Source organism: Hyphomicrobium sp. CS1BSMeth3, assembly GCF_900117415.1.
GTDB lineage: Bacteria > Pseudomonadota > Alphaproteobacteria > Rhizobiales > Hyphomicrobiaceae.
Window position 1 is genome coordinate 1,043,014 of the sequence record NZ_FPEI01000006.1, and the last position, 18,705, is coordinate 1,061,718.

Consider the following 18,705-nt stretch of genomic DNA (forward strand, 5'->3'; position numbering starts at 1 on the left):
AAGCCGACTACCCTTTGCTGGTGGCTAGCAAGGTCCCCCGACGACTGAGCGCCGCTGCTTCCACCAATGACGTCGATGGCCGCCACGCGATCACGCCCTCTGTGCGCGCACGCACGTCCGGTGGCGCGAGACATGTCGCAACAGCCTCGTAGCCCGGCGCACCGCAGTACGGCGCAACAAGCCGCGGCGGACTGTGATTGGCCGGGCAGAGAATGATGCTCTCATCTGCGCCGGCGCTCTCGAGATCGAGGATCAGATCAGAACGAGTGAGCAGGAACAGCGCGCCTGCATCTGGCGCCCGGCGCCGGAGATAGCTCATCAGCGCCTCTTGCGTCGGACCATCCAGACCCTGCTCCGGCACGTCGACAGTGAGATTGGCGTTGCGCTCGGCTTCCAGCACCGTGAGCAAGGCGAGCAGCGCATCCGACGGGCTGCCGCCACTATCGATGATGGCAGCGGCAGCTTGCTCGACGTGCGCATTCAATGCCGGATTGGCATCGCGTAGCGCGCTCGCCGCCGCGCCTTGATCCTCCAATCGATCGAGCCCCACGAAACGTCCATTCGGCATTTCCTCCGCGAGCTTCATGGCAAGGCGCGTCTTGCCGCTGCCGAGCGGGCCGACAATGAAATTCAAGCGCCCGGCGTCGCGCAGCACGAAGCGCTCCCCACCCCATGGCCATGGCAGATCGAATGAGACGCTGAGCTTGGACGCTGGCCGCAGAGAGCGCGCGATTTCCGCTGCTGGAGGCTGGTTGCCACGGGCGAGATCGGCTCGCAGGCGGCGAACTTTGTCGACGGCGCTGCTCAATTCACGGACACGCTCAGCGAGCGCAATCTCATGGGTTGCGAGAATGCGCTCCAGGACCTGCGCGTCGCCATTCAGGACGCGGGATACTTCGCCGAGGCTGAGGCCGAGCGCACGCAGTGCGACGATCTCCGCTGCACGCGCCATCTGCGCAGCGTCGTAGGCGCGCCATCCCGCCGCCGTGCGGGCGGGCGTGATGAGGCCGCGCTCCTCGTAGAGGCGCAGCGCTTTTGCGGAGATGCCGAGCTGCGCCGCAGCCTCGGAGGCATTCAGGAGTTTGAGGGTAGCGTTCACGACTCACCTCGCCGTTGTTGGAACGCCAGTTCTATGAGGGATGCCGCAGGGGCCGGGTCAAGCGCCGACTTGATCGCGCCTTTGGCGCGAACAGGGCTGTCGCCCTATGACCCACATCGTGCCCAAGGCGCGTGTCTTCGACACGACGGACACCCCCACACCCCGTCTTTTATGGATTTGGAGCCCACCGCTGGCGCCACCATGTCCCTTCTCCCCGTCCTTCACGGGGAGAAGGTTAGGATGAGGGGCGGCGGCATACGCTAACGCCGCGCAAGTTCCCGCCCCTCACCCTAGCCCTCTCCCCGCGCGCGGGGAGAGGGGAAAGTCTCCCCGCGTCGCGAAGCGACTGTTCCTCACCCCACTTCCATCGGCAGGCTCGGATCGTTCGCCCATTCCTGCAGGGAGTGGATGTAGACCTCGACATCCTCCTTGCCGAGGGCCGCAAGCGCGAGCGCCGTCAGCGAGGCTGCGATGCCACCGCCGCAGTAGGCGATCACGCGCTCCCCACCGAGCAGGCCCAGATCTCCAAAGCGCCGGCGCAGTTCAGGCAGCGGCAGGAGGGCATTCGTCTGGGGATCGACGATGCCGCGCGAGGCGACATTGCAGCTCCCGGGGATGCGGCCGGCGCGCCCGTAGTGCACGCCGCTCTTGCCGGCGTGCTGCTCGGGCGAAAGCGCATTGACGATGCGCACGTCGGATGCACCGATGGCGCCCGCCACGCGCCCTTTGTCCGCGAAGAAGCCTGGACGTGGACGAGCGGTGAATTTTGCGAGCGGATGCTTAACCGGCATTGTCTCGAGAGGACGGCCTTCCTTGCGCCACTTGATGAGACCACCATCAAGAACGGTGGCGTTGTCGAAGCCATAGGCCTTGAGCATCCACCACACGCGGGCAGCCCAGGCATTGTAGCCGGCGTCGTAGAGGACGATTTGGGCACCATCGCCGACGCCGAGCCGGCCGGCGGCGTCCGCAAAGGCGTCCGGGCCCAGCGCCGAGAAGCGGAACGAGCTCGCAGTGTCGGAGAGATCCCGGGCGAGGTCGATGAACGCAGCCCCGGGAATGTGGCCCCCGCCGTAGTCCGCCTCTCCGCTCGTCACCTGTTGCCCGGAGTTGTCGGGAAGGGGCGCGAGGTGCATGGTGCAGTCGAAGATTCTCAGGTTCGGATCGGCGAGCCGGTCGGCCAGAGTCGCCGTGTCGATCAGTGGTCGCGGCAATTTGGCTGATGCTGAGGCCATTCTAAAACTCCGGTCTTTTGAGGATGTTGCGCTGACCACTGTTGAAAGGCGGCCCGTCGCTCGCCATCCTAGAAGGGGATGGCTGCGCGGCAAAGCGCAGCCGGTCCTCGCGCCTGAGGTAGTGGGCAATGAGCAGCGACAAAAAAGGAGCGCGTGACAAGGTACGCGGGCCGAACCCGGCAGCCGCCTCGTCCGGCTCGGTGCCGAGTGCGGCGTCCGATCGTCAGACGCCGGCGCCTTCGGGCGCGACGGACGTCGAGGCCTTCCTGGCCCGCGTGAAGTCGCTGAGCCCCCAGACGACGGTCGGTCGAGGTCGGCTCGTGTTCGCCATGGATGCCACCATGAGCCGCCAGGCGACCTGGGACATGGCGCTCGCGCTCCAGGCCGAGATGTTCCATGCCGTCGCCGAGGTGGGTGGGCTCGACGTACAACTCGTGTTCTTCCGCGGGGCCGGCGAATGCCGCGCCTCGAAGTGGGTCTCGGATCCCGATGCGCTCGCCCGCCTGATGACGACGGTGCAGTGCCGCGGCGGGTACACGCAGATCGGCAAGGTGCTCTCGCACGCGCGCCAGGAGACGGAGAAGCGGAAGGTCAATGCCCTCGTCTATGTCGGTGACTGCATGGAGGAGGCCGTAGACGACCTTTGCGGCCGGGCGGGGGAGCTCGCGCTGCACGGCGTGCCGGTCTTCCTGTTCCAGGAGGGGCGGGATGCTGCGGCCGAGATGGCATTCCGGGAGATCGCCCGGCTCACCAAGGGGGCTTGGTGTGCATTCGACCAGGGCTCGGCCGACCAGCTCCGCGCGCTGTTGAGGGCGGTTGCGGTCTATGCCTCCGGCGGGCGTACCGCGCTCCAGCAGCTCAGCACGACGCGTGAAGGTGCCGGCGCACGCCTGCTGCTCACCCAGATGAAACGGGACTGAGGCGCGATGCAGTACTTCCTGCTTGGCGTGCTCGTCCTTGTCCTGACCCTCGTGGCGATCCGCTTGTTCAACCAGGCCAACCCGGCGACCATGGCGCGCCACATGCGGATCGCGGGGGCCGTTGCCGCCCTCGCCGGCGCCCTCTTCTTCATGGTGCGCGGCGCGCTCGTCTATGCTTTCCCGCTCGCAGCGCTCGGATGGTGGCTGCTCGGCGGGCAGGGCATCGGGAATTGGGGGAACATCGGCTCACCGCGCCGCGCGTCGGGGCAGACCTCGCGCGTCGTGACCGAGCACCTGGAGATGGAGCTCGATCATGCGAGCGGCGCCATGCGCGGGCGAGTGCTCAAGGGGTTCTTCGCGGGTCGGAACATCGAGGACCTGAGACCTGTCGAGCTCGCGCACCTCTGGCAGGACTGCCGGTACACCGACCCGGCCTCCGCGCAGCTCGTCGAGGCGTTTCTGGACCGCATTCACCCAACCTGGCGGGAGGATATGGCCCGGGCCGAGCATGAGCGCCCGAAGGGGCCGGACGGCCGGATGACGGTCGAAGAGGCGCTCGACATCCTGGGACTTGAGCCGGGTGCGGACGAATCGGCCATCCGCCAGGCCCACCGTGAGCTGATGCTCAAGCTCCATCCCGACCGGGGAGGCTCGACCTATCTTGCGGCCAAAATCAATGAGGCAAAAGACACATTGCTTGGTGGCTCCGCCTGAGGGCAGTGGCCTAATGTGTTGATAATGTGTTGCTTTGGTGACGTGTTAACCTGCGCTACGTACTATTGCTTTCAGACCACACTCGCATAGGCAAAAGCCCGGTGCGGTGACTTGACGGTGGAAACAAACCTTGTTTTCGAGGGGGGGCCACGTCAAATTACGGCTAACGGAATCGCGACTTTTTGGGGAAGTCATGCGCACTCGTATTGGATTGCCGGCCTTGCTGGGCGCGCTAATGCTCGCTGCCCCGTCGGCGTTCGCCTTCGAGGAGACCCGCGCGGGTGGCGCAACGCCGCCGGCTGGGTCGTCTCAGGCCGCCTCGCCGACAAGCAAAGCTCTCCCGCTCGAGCTGGGCGGGACGGGCACGTCGGTTGCGCCCTCGGCCGGGACCGAGGTTCGTATCCCGGGCCTCGGCAAGCTCGGCATTCTGCCGAAGCTGGATTTCGGGCTCGAGCTGCTCTACGGCGTCAACGAGCAGACCTTCGACGATCGCCGTCTGCGGCCAGCCGACAAGAGCGACGATGGTCTTGGCGTCCGCGGTACGCTGCGCCACCGCTTCTGATGGCGCGCAGGCCTTTGGCCTTGCGGCACAGCCATGGATGGACAAGGGAGCGCTTTGGCGCTCCTTTTTCGTTCTAAAGCGTCGGACCTCGAATGCGACCCACGGTTCGGGTTGGGCTCAAAGTCGCATTCGAGGTCCAAAGACGCTTTAGATTCAATGGTTCTAAAGCAACTTTGGACTTGAAATTCGCTCCCTGCCCGGCCTCGAGGTGAGGCGAATTTCATGTCCGTTGCTTTAGGGGGCGCGCCATGACGACTGACCCACACCGCTATGAGCTACCGGAGCCCGGAGGCTGGCGCTGGCTCGCCGCGTCGGTTCATCTTTTCACGGCGCTGGGCATTGTGTGTGCTTTGCTCGCCGCCCACGCGCTCCTCGACCGCGCCTACGAGACAGCTTTCGCGTGGCTCGGCATTGCCCTCATCATCGACGGCATCGACGGGGCCTTCGCCCGTGCCCTCGATGTGAAGCGACGGCTGCCGCGCTTCTCCGGCGAGAAGCTCGACCAGGTCGTGGACTACGTCACCTACGTCTTCGTGCCGGCGCTGGCGCTGCAACTTGGCGGGCATCTGGATGGCCTCTGGGGCGGCATCCTGGCGAGCCTCATCTTGCTCTCGTCGCTCTACCACTTCTGCGACAACGGCAACAAAGCCGACGACCATTGCTTCGTCGGCTTTCCCGCCATCTGGAACATCGTCGCGTTCTACATCTTCGCGTTCGCCCTGCCGGGATGGGCGGTGAGCATTCTCGTGCTCGTCTGCGTGGCACTGACCTTCGTCCCCATGCGCTGGCTCCACCCCATGCGCGTGAAAGCCCTGCGGCCCTTGAATCTCGCCATGAGTGGGGTCTGGGCTTTTGCCGCTGTCTGGACCGTGGCGACCGGATTTCCCGCGGGACCGGGGGCCATGGCCGCGCTCGGTCTGGTGGCGGTATATGGCGTTGGCCTCTCGGTGCTCTGGCCATTGCTGGGCGGGGATGAAGCCCCCTGACGGCGGATCTGGCCGGGAGTTATCCACAACTCGGACAAGCCCCCTGCGCCCAGGCGTCGCAGCCGTAATGAGGATTTTCAGAGGTCGGCCCGAACCCTGAAATAGTTAATTCTTCAAGCTGTTAACCTATCGCTAAGAACTGTTTCACCCTGCCGCCTTAAAGCAGGCCATTCTCTTCCCATGGGAACCGTTGCCTTGAAGCGGCTACGCGGCCGTCAAATTGGGGCCTACAAGGACCTGGAAGTAACCGATCCAGTCAGCGGTAGATTACGGGGACGTTGTATGAGTTCGCAGATAGCAATTGCGGGGGTGGCATTAGTCGCTGCCATAGGTGGTGCAGCAGCCGAGGCGTCGGATGTTCGGCCCAATCTTCATGAGGTCGTCGCGGATCGGACAGTGACGCTGCACACGCCGGGTGGTCCGCTGCCGATCAGCTACTCCGGCAATGGCACAATGATCGGTCGCGCCAAGGATCTCGAGTTCTATACGGGCTCCGCGTTCGATCGGGGAACCTGGTGGGTGGTTGCCGACCGCGTATGCCATCGCTGGCGGAGCTGGCTCGGCGGCAAGGAATACTGCGTGACGCTGCGCATGGACGGCGAGAAGGTCCACTGGCGCAGTCAGGACGGCTACTCGGGGACAGCGACGCTCGGCGCCAAGCGCCGTGTGTATGAAGCCGGGATGTAAGAGGCCTCAGCCGCCGCGCTCCTTGGTCTTGGCCTCGATCCAGAGATCGTCCATCTCTTCGAGCGTGGCCGCAGCAGGTGTCTTTCCCTGCTCGGTGAGGCGCTGCTCGATATAGGCAAAGCGCCGGACGAACTTGGCATTGGCCGTCCTGAGCGCCGTCTCGGGGTCGATGCCGAGGTGTCGCGCGACGTTGGCCATCACGAAGAGCACGTCGCCGAACTCATCGACAATGCGCGGATCGACCGGCCCGTCCGGCGGGCTCGATCCCCGCGGATCGGCCGGTACGGCGATCTCTTCGAGCTCGGTGAGCTCCTCCTGCATCTTGGAGAACACCGGCGCCAGCGATGGCCAGTCGAAGCCGACGCGCGCCGCCTTCGCCTGGAGCTTCACCGCCCGCGTGAGACCGGGAAGCCCTACGGGCACGTCAGCCAGCAGTGATGTCGGCTCCGGCGCTGCCCCATTACCGTCCGCCTGCTTGGCGGCCCGCTCCTCGGCCTTGATGTTTTCCCACCAGCCCTTGGCAAGCTGGGCCGAGCGCGCCTTCTCGTCACCGAATACGTGCGGATGGCGGCGGATCATCTTCTCGGTCACCCCGCGCGCCACGTCGTCAAAATCGAACGCGCCTTCCTCCTCGGCCATGCGGGCGTGATAGACGACCTGCAGGAGCAGGTCCCCGAGCTCCTCCTTCAGATCGGCCCGATTGCCGCGCTCGATGGCATCCGCAACCTCGTAGGCCTCTTCGATCGTATAGGGGGCGATCGTCTCGAAGCTCTGCTCGAGATCCCATGGGCAGCCGGAGCCCGGAGTCCTGAGCGCGGCCATGACGGCAATGAGGTCGGCAATCGTCTTGCGCGAGCCGGGCTGGTCGGGCGGAGCCATCGTCTGTTCCTGATTGGGGCGTCACATGCGTCCGATGACGTCGGCGCGCTCCTTGGGAACGGCCGGCGCGGCGGCGGCAATGGCCGGCAGAATGTCCTCGGCCGTCTCGACGATGGTGTAGGGCACGTGCAATCCCTCGCGGATGAAAGTCTCCTTGCGCATATGCGCGAGCAGATCACAAAGCGAGTCCCAGTATCCGGCAATGTTCGCGATGACGATCGGCTTCGTGTGCCGGCCGAGCTGTGCCCAGGTGAGCTGCTCGACAAGCTCTTCGAGCGTGCCGATGCCGCCGGGCAGCGCCACGAACGCGTCCGAGCGATCGAACATCAGCCGCTTACGCTGATGCATGTCCTCGGTGACGATCAGCTCGTTGACGTCGCGCAGCATCTTCTCCTTTTCCGAGAGGAACGAGGGGATGATGCCCGTCACGTGGCCCTTGTGCTTGAGGACGGACTTGGCCACCGCGCCCATCAGGCCGAGGCTTCCGCCGCCATAGACGAGGCCCACGCCGGCTTCCGCGAGCCGCTGCCCGAGGATGCGCGCGCCTTCGGCAAAGGCCGGGTTCAGTCCCGTGCCCGAGCCGCAGAAAACACACACGCTGTTGATGCCCGAAAGGCCCTTCGGGGGTTGAACCGAGTTCTTCTTGTTGGTGGTCTTATTGGCGTTCTTGTTGGTCATTGTTCTACGAATTCCTTGGGGGTGCCGATGGCAGCCACCTGCAACTCTTAGCATCACAATATGGTGGTGATGCAGGCAAATTGCCTCAATCACATGAACGTTGGAGGGACCCACAATCCGTCCGCGGTCTAGTCTCGACGCGCAGCCGGATGGGTGGCGTATGTGGCGACAATCGCGGGAGAATGGTTGGACGGCAGCGCGATTCCATGCATGGTTGCGCGCCAGAAGCCGCCGCCAGCGAAGCGCGGCACCCGGGACGCACGATGCAGCTCAAATTCTACACTCTGGACGTCTTCACCGAAACGCGCTTTGGCGGCAATCCGCTCGCCGTTGTCATGAATGCCGATGCGCTACCCACCGGTCTCATGCAGGAAATCGCCCGCGAGCTGAACCTCTCCGAGACCGTATTCGTCCAGAAGGCTCAAAACCCCGCGGCCTCCGCCCGCATCCGCATCTTCACCCCGACGGTGGAGCTGCCCTTTGCCGGCCATCCGACCATCGGCACCGGCATTCTCCTTGCTCAGCTCCGGACGGGCAATCCTGCCGCCGACCAGGATGCGCTCGTGGTGCTCGAGGAGACGATCGGTGCGGTCCGCGTCGGTGTCCGCCTGCGCCCGGGCAAGGCGCCCTATGCCGAGTTCGACGCGCCCAAGCTGCCGGAGCAAGCGGGCGAGGCGCCGAGCAGCGAACGCCTCGCAGCGGCGCTCGGGCTCACGCCCTCCGAGATCGGCTTTGCGAACCACCGCCCGACGCAGTGGTCGGCTGGCGTGCCATTCACCTTCGTGCCCGTCGCCTCCATGGCCGCCATCGGGCGCGCCGAAATCGTCTCGACGCATTGGGCGACCGCCTTCGGCAGCTCGCGCGCCGGCAAGGTCTATCTCTACACGCGCGACACCGTGCACACGACGTCCTCGTTTCATGCGCGCATGTTCGGCCCGGCAGCCGGCGTCGCCGAGGATCCCGCGACGGGATCGGCCGCCGCCGCATTTGCGGGCGCCGTCAACGAGTTCGACCAGCTCCCGGCCGGCACGCACAAGCGCAATATCGAGCAGGGCTTCGAGATGGGCCGTCCGAGCCTCATCGCCCTTTCGTTCGAGGTTGCGGCGCGCGGCAAGCTCGAAGCCGTGCGCATCGGCGGTAGTGCCGTGCGCGTCACCGAGGGCCAGATCGAGATCTGATCGGCAAGATCAAGTCGCGCCTTCGGCGCGAGTAGGGCCACAGGCCTACAACCCGTTCGCCCCCATCTTTTATGACTCTGAGATGCCCAACGCCTTGTGCAACGCGCCGAGCGTTTCGAGTGCGTCGGCGCCCGCATAGACGAACGCATCCACGCCGGCCGCCTGCAGCGCAGCCTCGAGATCCTTCGGCCGGCCAGCAAGATATACGTGCTGGGCACCGGCCGATTTCAGTGCGCTTGCGACGGCCCCGCCAATATCGGCATAGGTCGCGTCGGCTCCGCAGATGCAGGCAATGGCGGCACCACTTGTCTTGAACGTAGCGGCAGCCCCCTCTGCGCTCAAGAGCGGCGCTGATTGGGCGACGGCAATGCCGCCTGCCGCGAGGAAATTCGCGATCCATGTCGCGCGCGCGCCGTGGCTCGCGAGATCGCCGACACAGGCAAGGAAGACTTTCGCGGGCGCGCCGGTACGCGCGGCGTGCGCCTCGGCTCTGGCGCGAAGTGCCTCGAAGGGCTCAGCAAGCCGCCGTGCGACAAGCGGCCTGGTGCGAACGATGCCGCTGTCGGCGGAAGCCGATGCCTCCGGCCACGGCGTGACTTTCACACCGTCGTCGCCCAGCTTCGGGAAGGCCGACACGCCGGTGATTTCCATGCGCCCCGTCGCGATCTGCTTCGCGCGCGCCTCTGCAACCTTGGCGATGTCGTCCTGGATGCGGCCACTGGTCAGCGCCGCCGCCATTCCACCCGCAGCCTCGATCTCCTGGAAGAGCTTCCAGGCCGTCGCGGCGAGGTCTGCCGTCAGGCTTTCGATGGCAAAGCTGCCGCCGGCCGGATCGAGCACGCGCCCGAGGCCGCTCTCCTCCTGCAGCACGAGATGCGTATTGCGCGCCATGCGCCGCGCGAAGCCGTCGGGCTGTCCGAGCGCCCACGTGAAGGGGAGGACGGCAATCGCCTGCGCCCCGCCTATGGCCGCCGTCGCGCAGGCGATCGTCGTGCGCAGCATGTTCACCCAGGGATCGTGCTTCGCCATCATGCGCAGCGACGTCTCGGCGCCGAACGTCATCTGAGCGACGGCACCACCGGCGCCGCAGGCTTCGGCAACTTGCCAGACGAGACGACGCACAGCGCGCAGCTTGGCGAGACCCATGATCTGGTCGGCATCGATGGCGAGATTGATCGCGATCTTGGGCAGCGCTTCTGCCGGCGCAATTCCTGCTGCATCGAGCGCGCGCAGGTAGGTAGTGAGCGTGGCCAGCACGATCGCCAGCTCCTGCGCCTCGCTGGCTCCGGCAGCATGATAGGGATGGCCGTCGGCGACGAGGGCCGTCAGGTGTGGCGCGCCCAGCGCGCCCTTGGCCAGAGCCGCGGCCTCGGCGAGCGCGGCATCGAGCGGCTGTCCCAGGGATCCGCTCCGCGCCAGGGTGCCGAGCGGATCGGCATTGAGGGCGGCGAGGCGAGCCTTGTCGGAAATGTTCGCGGCCCGCCACAGCTCCGCCAGGCTTGCCGCCGCTTTCGCAGTTGCCTCGCCCGCATCCAGCGCAATGGGGCACACGTCCAGCATGACGCCCTTGAGCGCGATGCCAAGCGTCCCGGCATCCGGCGCGAGGCCGCACCGTCCCGGCCCTGCGATCTGCAACTTGAGAGAGGTCGTGCCCCCTTCGAGATCTTCAAGGATCGCCGCGTTGGCCCTCGCCGCGTCCGTCTCGGCATAGATCTGGCGGATATCCCAGGGCGGCGTGATCGTGGCGGCACTGGCCCCGCGGAGGTAGGGGGCGGCCCCCGGCTGCTGCCCCGAGAGCCCCTGCGGCGCGTCCGCGCGGCCATAAACCGGCGCTATTCGGAGCCCGTCAGCGGTCCGGGCAACCAGCCGGCGCTCGAAATCCGCGCCCTTGAGGGCCTTTTCCACCAGCGCCAGCCATTGCGCCCGCTCGGGGACGGAAAACCCTTCCATCAGGGACAGTTCGGTCATTGGTCCGCAATCCTGTGTCGTACTCAGCCAATCCCTAGCGCCCCGCTTCCGAAGTTCGCCAGGGCTCGCTGCTGGTGGCGAGCGAACTTCGGAAGCAAAAGGGGCTCTAGAATCATAGGCTTACTAGCGTGATTCAGATCGAGAAATTCGCTCCGTACCCGGCAACGGGCGTTGGCGAATTTCTCGACCATCACGCTAGCGCGTTTGTTGCGCTGCGTTAATCCCTCGATTGGTCATGCCGCACCCGACCGGCAATGACATCCGGCCCTGGCTGTGGTAGGCACCCGCAACCCTTTTTTGCGCCGCACCATGCGGCCCCCACCCGGACCGCCTGTATGGATATCCGCAATATCGCGATCATTGCCCACGTCGACCACGGCAAGACCACGCTCGTGGATGCGCTGCTGAAACAGTCCGGCGCCTTCCGCGAGAACCAGAAGGTCGCCGAGATGGTGATGGACTCCAATGATCTCGAACGCGAGCGCGGCATCACCATCCTGGCCAAGAACACATCCATCGTCTGGAACGACACGCGCATCAATATCGTCGATACGCCGGGCCACGCCGACTTCGGCGGCGAGGTCGAGCGCATCCTCAACATGGTCGATGGCGCGGTGCTGCTGGTGGACGCTTCCGAAGGCCCGTTGCCGCAAACGAAGTTCGTCGTCTCCAAGGCGCTGCGCCAGGGCATCCGCCCGATCGTCGCGATCAACAAGATCGATCGCCCCGACGAGCGTCACAACGACGTGCTGAACGAGATCTTCGATCTCTTCGCGAGCCTCGATGCGACCGACGAGCAGCTCGACTTTCCGGTTCTGTACGGCTCAGGCCGCGATGGCTGGATGGCCACGGACCCTTCGGGTCCCAAGGAGGACCTCAAGCCGCTCTTCGAGCTCATTCTGAAGCATGTGCCGCCGCCCGTCGCGGAGGAGGGGCCCTTCCGTCTGCTCGCGACGACGCTCGAAGCGGACGCCTATCTCGGCCGTATCCTCACGGGGCGCATTCTCTCCGGCAGCATCAAGCCGAACCAGACCATCAAGGCGCTCTCACGCGAGGGCAATCTCATCGAGACGACGCGCGTGACGAAGGTGCTCGCCTTCCGCGGTCTCGAGCGCACGGCCGTCGAGGTCGGCGAGGCGGGCGACATCGTCGCCATTGCCGGCGTGACCGACGCAACCGTTGCCGACACGCTCTGCGATCCGTCCGTCGAGACGCCGCTGCCCGCGCAGCCGATCGATCCGCCGACGCTCACCATGACCTTCCGCATCAATGATGGTCCGTTTGCCGGCCAGGAGGGCGACAAGGTCCAGAGCCGCGTCATCCGCGATCGCCTCATGAAAGAGGCCGAGCGCAACGTCGCGATCCGCATCACGGAGAACCCGGACAAGGATTCCTACGACGTTTCGGGACGTGGAGAACTCCAGCTCGGCGTGCTCATCGAGAACATGCGCCGCGAGGGCTTCGAGTTGACGGTCTCACGCCCCCGTGTGGTCTACAACTCGGACGAGGCCACGGGCCAGCGCACGGAGCCTGTCGAGGAAGTGATCATCGACGTCGATGAGCAGCATTCCGGCGTGGTCGTGCAAAAGCTGTCCGAGCGCAAGGGCGAGCTGCGCGAGATGCGTCCTTCGGGTGGCGGGCGCACGCGCCTCGTATTCCTTGTGCCGACGCGCGGGCTCATCGGCTATCAGGGCGAGCTTCTGACCGATACGCGCGGCACGGCCGTGATGAACCGTCTGTTCCACGCGTATGCGCCCTTTAAGGGCGATGTGGCAGGTCGCCGTCAGGGCGTGCTGATCTCGAATGCCGCCGGAGAGGCAACGGCATACTCGATCTTCTACCTGCAGGAGCGCGGGGCCATGATGATCGACCCGCAGACGCGCGTGTACGAGGGCATGATCGTCGGCGAGCACAGCCGAGAGAACGATCTCATCGTCAATATCATCCAGGGCAAGAAGCTCTCCAACGTGCGCGCTGCCGGCAAGGATGATGCACTGACTCTCACGCCGCCTCTGCGCATGACGCTCGAGCGAGCCATGAGCTACATCACGGATGAGGAGCTCGTCGAGGTCACGCCAAAGTCCATTCGCCTGCGCAAGCGCTGGCTCGATCCGAACGAGCGCAAGAAGATGGAGCGCGCGCGGGAGGCCGTTTAGGCTTCGCGCCTACGGCGCGAGCGAGACGCGTGCCTCTGGCATGCCTTCGGCATGACCTCGCGCTCTGCCGGGGAGGGACACCCTCCCGGACCCACCCGTTCTTATGAGTCGATCGCTCGCGACGAGCGCAACAAATCCCTTCTCCCCGTCCTATACGGGGAGAAGGTTAGGATGAGGGGCAGGAACTTGCGCGACGTTTGCGTTTGCCGCTGCCCCTCACCCTAACCCTCTCCCCGCAAGAGCGGGGAGAGGGGATTTAAGCTACATCCCCTCGATGCAGTAGACGCGCGCGGGCGCACCATCGGCACCGGGGATCTTCAACGGTGCCGCCGAGAGAAACACCTCCGGCTCGCGAATGTCTGAGGTGTTCGCGACGTACTCGATCATGTGCACGCCGGCGCGCAGGAGCACGTCGTGTGTGACCTGCTCGGCGAGGGGGCGCCTCTCGCCCTTGAGCATGAGGCGGATCGGATAATCCTGCGGAAAGCTGTAGCCGATCGTGCGAATGCCCGTTGCAAGCAGCCACTCGGCAGCCTCGCGCGTGACATACGGACTGTCGAGCCAGAATTCCTTCGTCATGGGGGAGCGCTGGCGATCCCAGTTCGACTTGAGCAGCACCATGCCGCCGCGCTGGATGTGCTTTCCGCGCGCCGCGAGCTTCTCCGTGCCAATCGCCTCGTTCGGCTGCACATCCGTGAGGTCGACGACGGCGCAGCGCCCGACAAGATCGTCGAGCGGCGTCGCCTCGATGGTGGCACCATCGGCGAACATGTGCCGGCGCGCGTCGACGTGCGTGTAGGCATGGCAGGAGACCTTGAGCCACGTCACCTGCGCGAGATCGCCCTTGGCGAGGTCACCGGTGACGCTGATCTCCGTCGCCCAGCGCGGATGATCGCCCGCAATGGGCATGGATAGGTCGACGATGCGCATGGCGCCCTCCCTGTGAGCGGCGCGGTTATTTCGGTCGTGTCTGACCTGTCCCGCGCACTTTGTATTTGAAGGTCGTGAGCTGCTCGACGCCGACGGGGCCGCGTGCGTGCAGACGCCCGGTCGCGATGCCGATCTCCGCGCCAAAGCCGAACTCGCCGCCGTCGGCAAACTGCGTCGAGGCGTTGTGCAGCACGATGGCGCTGTCCACGCGCTGGAGAAATTGCTCGGCCGTGGCGTCGTTCTTCGTGATGATGCTGTCGGTATGCTGCGAGCCGTAGCGCGCGATGTGCGCGATGGCCTCGTCGATGCCGTCTACAACTTTCGCGGCGATGATCGCGTCGAGGAACTCGCGGCCATAATCGTCGGGCTGCGCGGCCTTCACGCGTGCATCGGCTTTCTGCGTCTCGGCATCGCCGCGCACCTCGCAGCCTGCATCGAGCAGGGCCTTCACGAGCGGCGCGAGATGGGTGCCGGCCACCTTGCGATCGACGAGGAGGCACTCCGTGGCGCCGCATACGCCCGTGCGGCGCAGCTTGCCGTTGATCACGAGCGGGACTGCGATGTCGAGATCGGCCTCACGATCGATGAAGGTATGGCAGATGCCTTCGAGGTGCGCGAAGACCGGCACGCGCGCTTCCTGCTGAACGCGGCCGACGAGGCCCTTGCCGCCGCGCGGCACGATCACGTCGATCGCGCCATTGAGGCCGGCGAGCATGTGGCCAACGGCGGCGCGGTCCGTCGTCGGCACGAGCGTGATGGCTGCCTCGGGCAAGCCGGCCTCGCGCAAACCTGCAACGAGGCATTCATGAATGGCCGTGGCCGAGCGCTGGGCATCGGAGCCCGTGCGCAGGATCGCGGCATTGCCCGATTTGAGCGTGAGCCCGCCGGCATCGGCCGTCACGTTCGGCCGGCTCTCGTAGATGATGCCGATGACGCCGATGGGCACGCGCACGCGCTCGAACTTGAGGCCGTTCGGCCGCTCCCACGCGGCGATGACGGCGCCGACCGGATCGGCGAGCGCGGCGATATCTTCGAGGCCTTTGGCGATCCCCTCGATGCGCTCGGGCGTCAGCGTCAGGCGGTCGACGAAGGACGACGCCTGACCGGCGGCCTTCACGTCAGCCACGTCAAGCGCGTTCGCCTCGAGGATCGTCGCTTCGGAACGGCGCAGTGCGGCTGCCATGGCGCGGAGAGCGGAATTCTTCTGCTCGGTCGGGGCGAGCGCCAGCTCAGTGGCGGCAGCACGGGCACGCGTGCCGAGATCGAGCATCAGGCGCTCGACGTCGGGCTGATCGATACGTTCAGGACGGTTCATGTCCGCTCCATCTGGGTCATGAGCCTGGCTTGGCGAGAACCTTGCTCAGCGCCATGTCGTCGCGATGAATGAGCTCGGCGCGTCCGGCGTGGCCGAGGATCGTGGCAATCTCGCTCGAGCGCTTGCCTATGATAGCCGCAGCTTCGTCATGAGGATAGGCAATGAGACCGCGGCCGAGGTCGCGCCCGTCGAGCGCCCGGATCGTGACCGCATCGCCGCGGTCGAAGGCGCCATCGACGCGGACGACGCCTGCGGGGAGCAGGCTCTTGCCCTGGCCCAGGGCCTTCTCGGCGCCGGCATCGACGAAAATCGTGCCGCGCGATTCGAGATTGCCCGCAATCCAGCGCTTGCGCGCCGCGACCGGATCGGACGGGGCGATGAACCACGTGCAGGGCGCGCCTTCGGCAAGCCGGCGCAAAGGATTGAGCGCCGCACCTTCCGTAATCACCATGTCCGTGCCCGAGCCCATGGCAATGCGCGCAGCTTCGAGCTTCGTCACCATGCCGCCCTTGGAGAGCTCCGTCCCGGCGTCTCCAGCCATGGAGAGGATCTCGTGCGTGATCTCGTGCACGACGTCGAGGCGGCGCGCGTTCGGATCCTTCGCGGGTGGCGCCGTGTAAAGCCCATCGATGTCGGAGAGCAGCACGAGGCAGTCGGCGCTCATCATGGAGGCGACGCGCGCGGAGAGGCGGTCATTGTCGCCATAGCGGATCTCGGTGGTGGCGACCGTGTCGTTCTCGTTGACGACGGGGATGGCACCGCAGCCGAGCAGGGTTGCCATCGTGCGCCGGGCGTTGAGATAGCGGCGTCGCTCCTCGGTATCGCCGAGCGTCAGCAGCACCTGCGCCGCCGTCAGCCCGCGCGCCTTGAACACCTCCTGGTAGGCGCTCGACAGGCTGATCTGGCCGACGGCCGCTGCCGCCTGGGACTGCTCGAGGGCGAGTGCGCCTTTCGGCAGCTTCAGCACGTGGCGGCCGAGCGCGATCGCGCCAGAGGAGACGAGAATGATCTCGCGCCCCTCGGCTGCGAGCGCCTTCACGTCATCAGCGATGGATTCGAGCCAGGCCGACCTCAGGCGCCCCGTCGAGCGCTCGACGAGCAGCGCGGAACCGATCTTGACCACGATGCGGCGGGCATCGCGCCATTCAGGCCGGACAGCGGCTGTGGATGTCTCTTTCCGGGCGGCGGGCATGGCACGGGCTTGGGCTCCAGGAGTGAGGCGCTCACATAGCAGAAGCCGCGGGTTCGCGCACCCCGGCTGCCGCAATCGTGGTGTGCGATCAATCGCGCCTGTGGCGCGAACAGGGCCTCGGCCCTGTAACCCGATCGGGGGACACCCCCGAACCCCCGTCTTTTATGGACTTGGAGCGAGCCGCGAGTGCTGCCATGTCCCTTCTCCCCGTTCTTCACGGGGAGAAGGTTAGGATGAGGGGCGGGAGCTTGTGCGACGTTGGCGTCTGCCGCCGCCCCTCACCCCGACCCTCTCCCCATTGAAGACAATGGGGAGAGGGGGAAGTGGAGCCCATTCGCGCCGAAGGCGCGAGTGGCCGCCAAGTCGTGTATCGTGGCGGTTAGCGACTTAGGAGGTGGAGCGGATGTATCTCGAGCCAACGCTGACAACCTTCACACCACCAGCCGGCGGCTGCGACTGCCACACGCACGTGTTCGGCCCCTTCGACCGCTATCCGTTGGCGCGCGAGCGCAGCTACACACCGCCGCCGGCACCCGTCGAGGATCTCATCACGCGGCTCGACCGTACGGGGCTCGGGCGCGCCGTCATCGTGCAGCCCAGCGCCTACGGCACGGACAACCGGCGCACGCTCGATGCCGTAAGGGCCTATCCCGATCGCCTGCGCGCCGTCGTCGTCATCGACGGCACGGAGGACAACGCGGCGCTCGCCGAGATGCACAATGCCGGCGCGCGCGGCGTGCGGCTCAATCTGATCAGCGCGGGCGGGCCGCGTGGGACGACGGTCGCAGAGCTATTGACGCGTGTTGCTTCGCGCATCCGCCCGCTCGGCTGGCACATCCAGATATATACCGACCTCGACGTGATCGCGGAAAATGCCGCAACGCTGCAGGAGCTCGGCGTCGACATCGTGCTCGATCACATGGGCAAGGTTGATGCAACCCAAGGCGCGGCGCATCCGCAGTTTCCGGCGCTGCGGCGGCTGATGGAGACAGGGCGCTTCTGGGTCAAGCTGTCGGGCACGTATCGCGTGTCGCCCGAGTTCTACGGCAATGCGGCTGTGACGGCGCTCGCGCGGGCGCTGATCGCGCTCAACCCGGAGCGCATGGTCTGGGGCACGGACTGGCCGCATCTCGCCAACCACAATCGCGTTGCTTCCGCAGAGCCGCCGCCGATCGACTATCATGCCATCGACTACGGCCGGCTGCTGAGCCTAGTCCCCGAGTGGACTGAGGACGAGAAGCTGACGGCGCAGATCCTGTCGAGTAATCCAGCGCGTCTCTATGACTTTCCCTCAACGTGAGATCCCTCGCGATGCCTGAAGCCCTCAAGCGGCCGGAGTGGCCGCGCCCCGCGGCGAGCGCCGTGATCTTTCGCAGCGATACGGTGCTGATCGTCGAGCGGGGGAAGGGGGCGCTGCCCGGAACCTGGAGCCTGCCGGGCGGACACATCGAGCCTGGCGAGAAGGCGCGCGACGCCGCTATCCGCGAGCTCCACGAGGAGACGGGGCTCGCTGTGGCGATCGAGGGGCTCGTCGATGTGCATGACGGCATCTTCCGGGACGGCGAGGGGACGCTGCGGGCGCACTACGTCCTGGCCGTCTTTTGGGGTTACTGCGAACAGGGAACGCCGATCGCCGCGACGGACGTGCGTGACGCGCGCTTCGTGCCGGTCGGCGAGGTGGACGGCTATCGCATGACCCCGGGGGCGCAATCCGTCATCCGGCGCGCGTACGAGCTGAGCCGGAACAGCTCGCGACCAGAAGCATAATGGCCGCGATCTCTGCCAGGCTTGCCGAGCTCGTCGATGCTCTACCGCTTAGGTCCGGCCTGCGCGTTCTGGAGATCGGCTGCGGACCGGGCGTCGCGGCGAGGGAGATCAGCCGGCGCATAGGCAACGGCTATGTGCTGGCGATCGATCGCTCGGCTACGGCAATCAAGCAAGCCATCGCGGGCTCGGGGCCTGAGATCGCGAGCAGACGGCTCGGCTTCCTTCAGTGCGCCGCCGAGGGCTTCGAGCTGGGGAAGGGCGAGCCGCGCTTCGATCTCGCGATTGCATTCCGTGTCGGCGCCTTCGATGGGCGGCATCCCGAGATCGAGGAGATGGCGATCGCGCGCGTCAAAGCCGCGCTGAAGCCGAAGGGCAGAATGTTCATCGACGGCGGCCGGCCGCTGCAGGAGATCAGGCTCTGAAGGGCCGATTTCCTGGT

The 18,705-nt window shown here is 66.0% G+C and carries 18 protein-coding genes; 10 read left to right on the plus strand and 8 right to left on the minus strand.

The window, feature by feature from the left end; translation table 11 throughout:
* Positions 1-7: 7 nt before the first annotated feature.
* Together CS1BSM3_RS19955 and CS1BSM3_RS19960 are read right to left on the minus strand one after the other, a co-directional pair.
* Positions 8-1,099 (minus strand): MerR family transcriptional regulator, encoded by a 1,092-nt coding sequence (locus CS1BSM3_RS19955; protein ID WP_072389942.1) that lies wholly within the window; start codon positions 1,097-1,099, stop codon positions 8-10.
* A gap of 353 nt (positions 1,100-1,452) precedes the next feature.
* Positions 1,453-2,334, minus strand: a complete 882-nt coding sequence (locus CS1BSM3_RS19960; protein ID WP_072389944.1) for a sulfurtransferase — start codon at positions 2,332-2,334, stop codon at positions 1,453-1,455.
* A gap of 128 nt (positions 2,335-2,462) precedes the next feature.
* Here CS1BSM3_RS19960 and CS1BSM3_RS19965 point away from each other — a divergent pair, with 128 nt between their 5' ends.
* The 5 genes from CS1BSM3_RS19965 (at position 2,463) to CS1BSM3_RS19985 (ending at position 6,203) form a co-directional block, all read left to right on the plus strand.
* The gene (locus CS1BSM3_RS19965) at positions 2,463-3,254 is read left to right on the plus strand and encodes a vWA domain-containing protein (protein WP_072389946.1); all 792 of its coding nucleotides are present in this window, start codon (positions 2,463-2,465) and stop codon (positions 3,252-3,254) included.
* 6 nt (positions 3,255-3,260) lie between these two features.
* Positions 3,261-3,968, plus strand: a complete 708-nt coding sequence (locus tag CS1BSM3_RS19970; RefSeq protein WP_072389949.1) for a DnaJ domain-containing protein — start codon at positions 3,261-3,263, stop codon at positions 3,966-3,968.
* Between the two features lie 193 nt (positions 3,969-4,161).
* Entirely contained in the window at positions 4,162-4,530 is a 369-nt protein-coding gene (locus CS1BSM3_RS19975; protein ID WP_143149296.1) for a hypothetical protein, read from the plus strand.
* A gap of 248 nt (positions 4,531-4,778) precedes the next feature.
* Positions 4,779-5,516 (plus strand): CDP-alcohol phosphatidyltransferase family protein, encoded by a 738-nt coding sequence (locus CS1BSM3_RS19980; protein ID WP_072389955.1) that lies wholly within the window; start codon positions 4,779-4,781, stop codon positions 5,514-5,516.
* A 309-nt stretch (positions 5,517-5,825) separates the two neighbouring features.
* Complete coding sequence (locus CS1BSM3_RS19985) at positions 5,826-6,203, plus strand: hypothetical protein (protein ID WP_143149297.1); 378 nt, start codon at positions 5,826-5,828, stop codon at positions 6,201-6,203.
* Between the two features lie 6 nt (positions 6,204-6,209).
* On the opposite strand, the gene mazG is transcribed toward CS1BSM3_RS19985, so the two are convergent.
* Together mazG and CS1BSM3_RS19995 are read right to left on the minus strand one after the other, a co-directional pair.
* On the minus strand, positions 6,210-7,082 hold the full coding sequence (gene mazG, locus CS1BSM3_RS19990; RefSeq protein WP_072389961.1) for a nucleoside triphosphate pyrophosphohydrolase: 873 nt from the start codon (positions 7,080-7,082) through the stop codon (positions 6,210-6,212).
* Positions 7,083-7,103: 21 nt separating this feature from the next.
* Complete coding sequence (locus tag CS1BSM3_RS19995; protein WP_083528751.1) at positions 7,104-7,760, minus strand: LOG family protein; 657 nt, start codon at positions 7,758-7,760, stop codon at positions 7,104-7,106.
* A 263-nt stretch (positions 7,761-8,023) separates the two neighbouring features.
* Here CS1BSM3_RS19995 and CS1BSM3_RS20000 point away from each other — a divergent pair, with 263 nt between their 5' ends.
* Complete coding sequence (locus tag CS1BSM3_RS20000; protein ID WP_072394136.1) at positions 8,024-8,938, plus strand: PhzF family phenazine biosynthesis protein; 915 nt, start codon at positions 8,024-8,026, stop codon at positions 8,936-8,938.
* Between the two features lie 69 nt (positions 8,939-9,007).
* Here CS1BSM3_RS20000 and CS1BSM3_RS20005 read toward each other — a convergent pair whose 3' ends face one another.
* On the minus strand, positions 9,008-10,906 hold the full coding sequence (locus CS1BSM3_RS20005) for a methylmalonyl-CoA mutase family protein (RefSeq protein WP_072389964.1): 1,899 nt from the start codon (positions 10,904-10,906) through the stop codon (positions 9,008-9,010).
* Positions 10,907-11,241: 335 nt separating this feature from the next.
* Here CS1BSM3_RS20005 and typA point away from each other — a divergent pair, with 335 nt between their 5' ends.
* Positions 11,242-13,062, plus strand: a complete 1,821-nt coding sequence (gene typA / locus CS1BSM3_RS20010; RefSeq protein WP_072389967.1) for a translational GTPase TypA — start codon at positions 11,242-11,244, stop codon at positions 13,060-13,062.
* A 261-nt stretch (positions 13,063-13,323) separates the two neighbouring features.
* On the opposite strand, the gene CS1BSM3_RS20015 is transcribed toward typA, so the two are convergent.
* Genes CS1BSM3_RS20015 through proB form a run of 3 tightly spaced genes read right to left on the minus strand, consistent with a single transcriptional unit; the run spans position 13,324 to position 16,499 of the window.
* Positions 13,324-13,992 (minus strand): cyclase family protein, encoded by a 669-nt coding sequence (locus tag CS1BSM3_RS20015; protein WP_072389979.1) that lies wholly within the window; start codon positions 13,990-13,992, stop codon positions 13,324-13,326.
* A gap of 25 nt (positions 13,993-14,017) precedes the next feature.
* Positions 14,018-15,307, minus strand: coding sequence for a glutamate-5-semialdehyde dehydrogenase (locus CS1BSM3_RS20020; RefSeq protein ID WP_072389982.1), 1,290 nt, complete (start codon positions 15,305-15,307; stop codon positions 14,018-14,020).
* A gap of 16 nt (positions 15,308-15,323) precedes the next feature.
* Positions 15,324-16,499 (minus strand): glutamate 5-kinase, encoded by a 1,176-nt coding sequence (proB, locus tag CS1BSM3_RS20025; protein WP_072389985.1) that lies wholly within the window; start codon positions 16,497-16,499, stop codon positions 15,324-15,326.
* 403 nt (positions 16,500-16,902) lie between these two features.
* On the opposite strand from proB, the gene CS1BSM3_RS20030 reads away from it, so the two are divergent.
* Genes CS1BSM3_RS20030 through CS1BSM3_RS20040 form a run of 3 tightly spaced genes read left to right on the plus strand, consistent with a single transcriptional unit; the run spans position 16,903 to position 18,688 of the window.
* Positions 16,903-17,799 (plus strand): amidohydrolase family protein, encoded by an 897-nt coding sequence (locus tag CS1BSM3_RS20030; RefSeq protein WP_072389988.1) that lies wholly within the window; start codon positions 16,903-16,905, stop codon positions 17,797-17,799.
* A gap of 11 nt (positions 17,800-17,810) precedes the next feature.
* Entirely contained in the window at positions 17,811-18,266 is a 456-nt protein-coding gene (locus CS1BSM3_RS20035; RefSeq protein ID WP_072389991.1) for an NUDIX hydrolase, read from the plus strand.
* Positions 18,263-18,688 carry a methyltransferase domain-containing protein gene (locus CS1BSM3_RS20040; RefSeq protein ID WP_143149298.1) on the plus strand — a complete coding sequence of 142 codons (426 nt, stop codon included), beginning with the start codon at positions 18,263-18,265 and terminating at the stop codon, positions 18,686-18,688. The genes CS1BSM3_RS20035 and CS1BSM3_RS20040 overlap by 4 nt, the downstream gene beginning before the upstream one ends.
* The last annotated feature ends 17 nt before the right edge of the window (positions 18,689-18,705 follow it).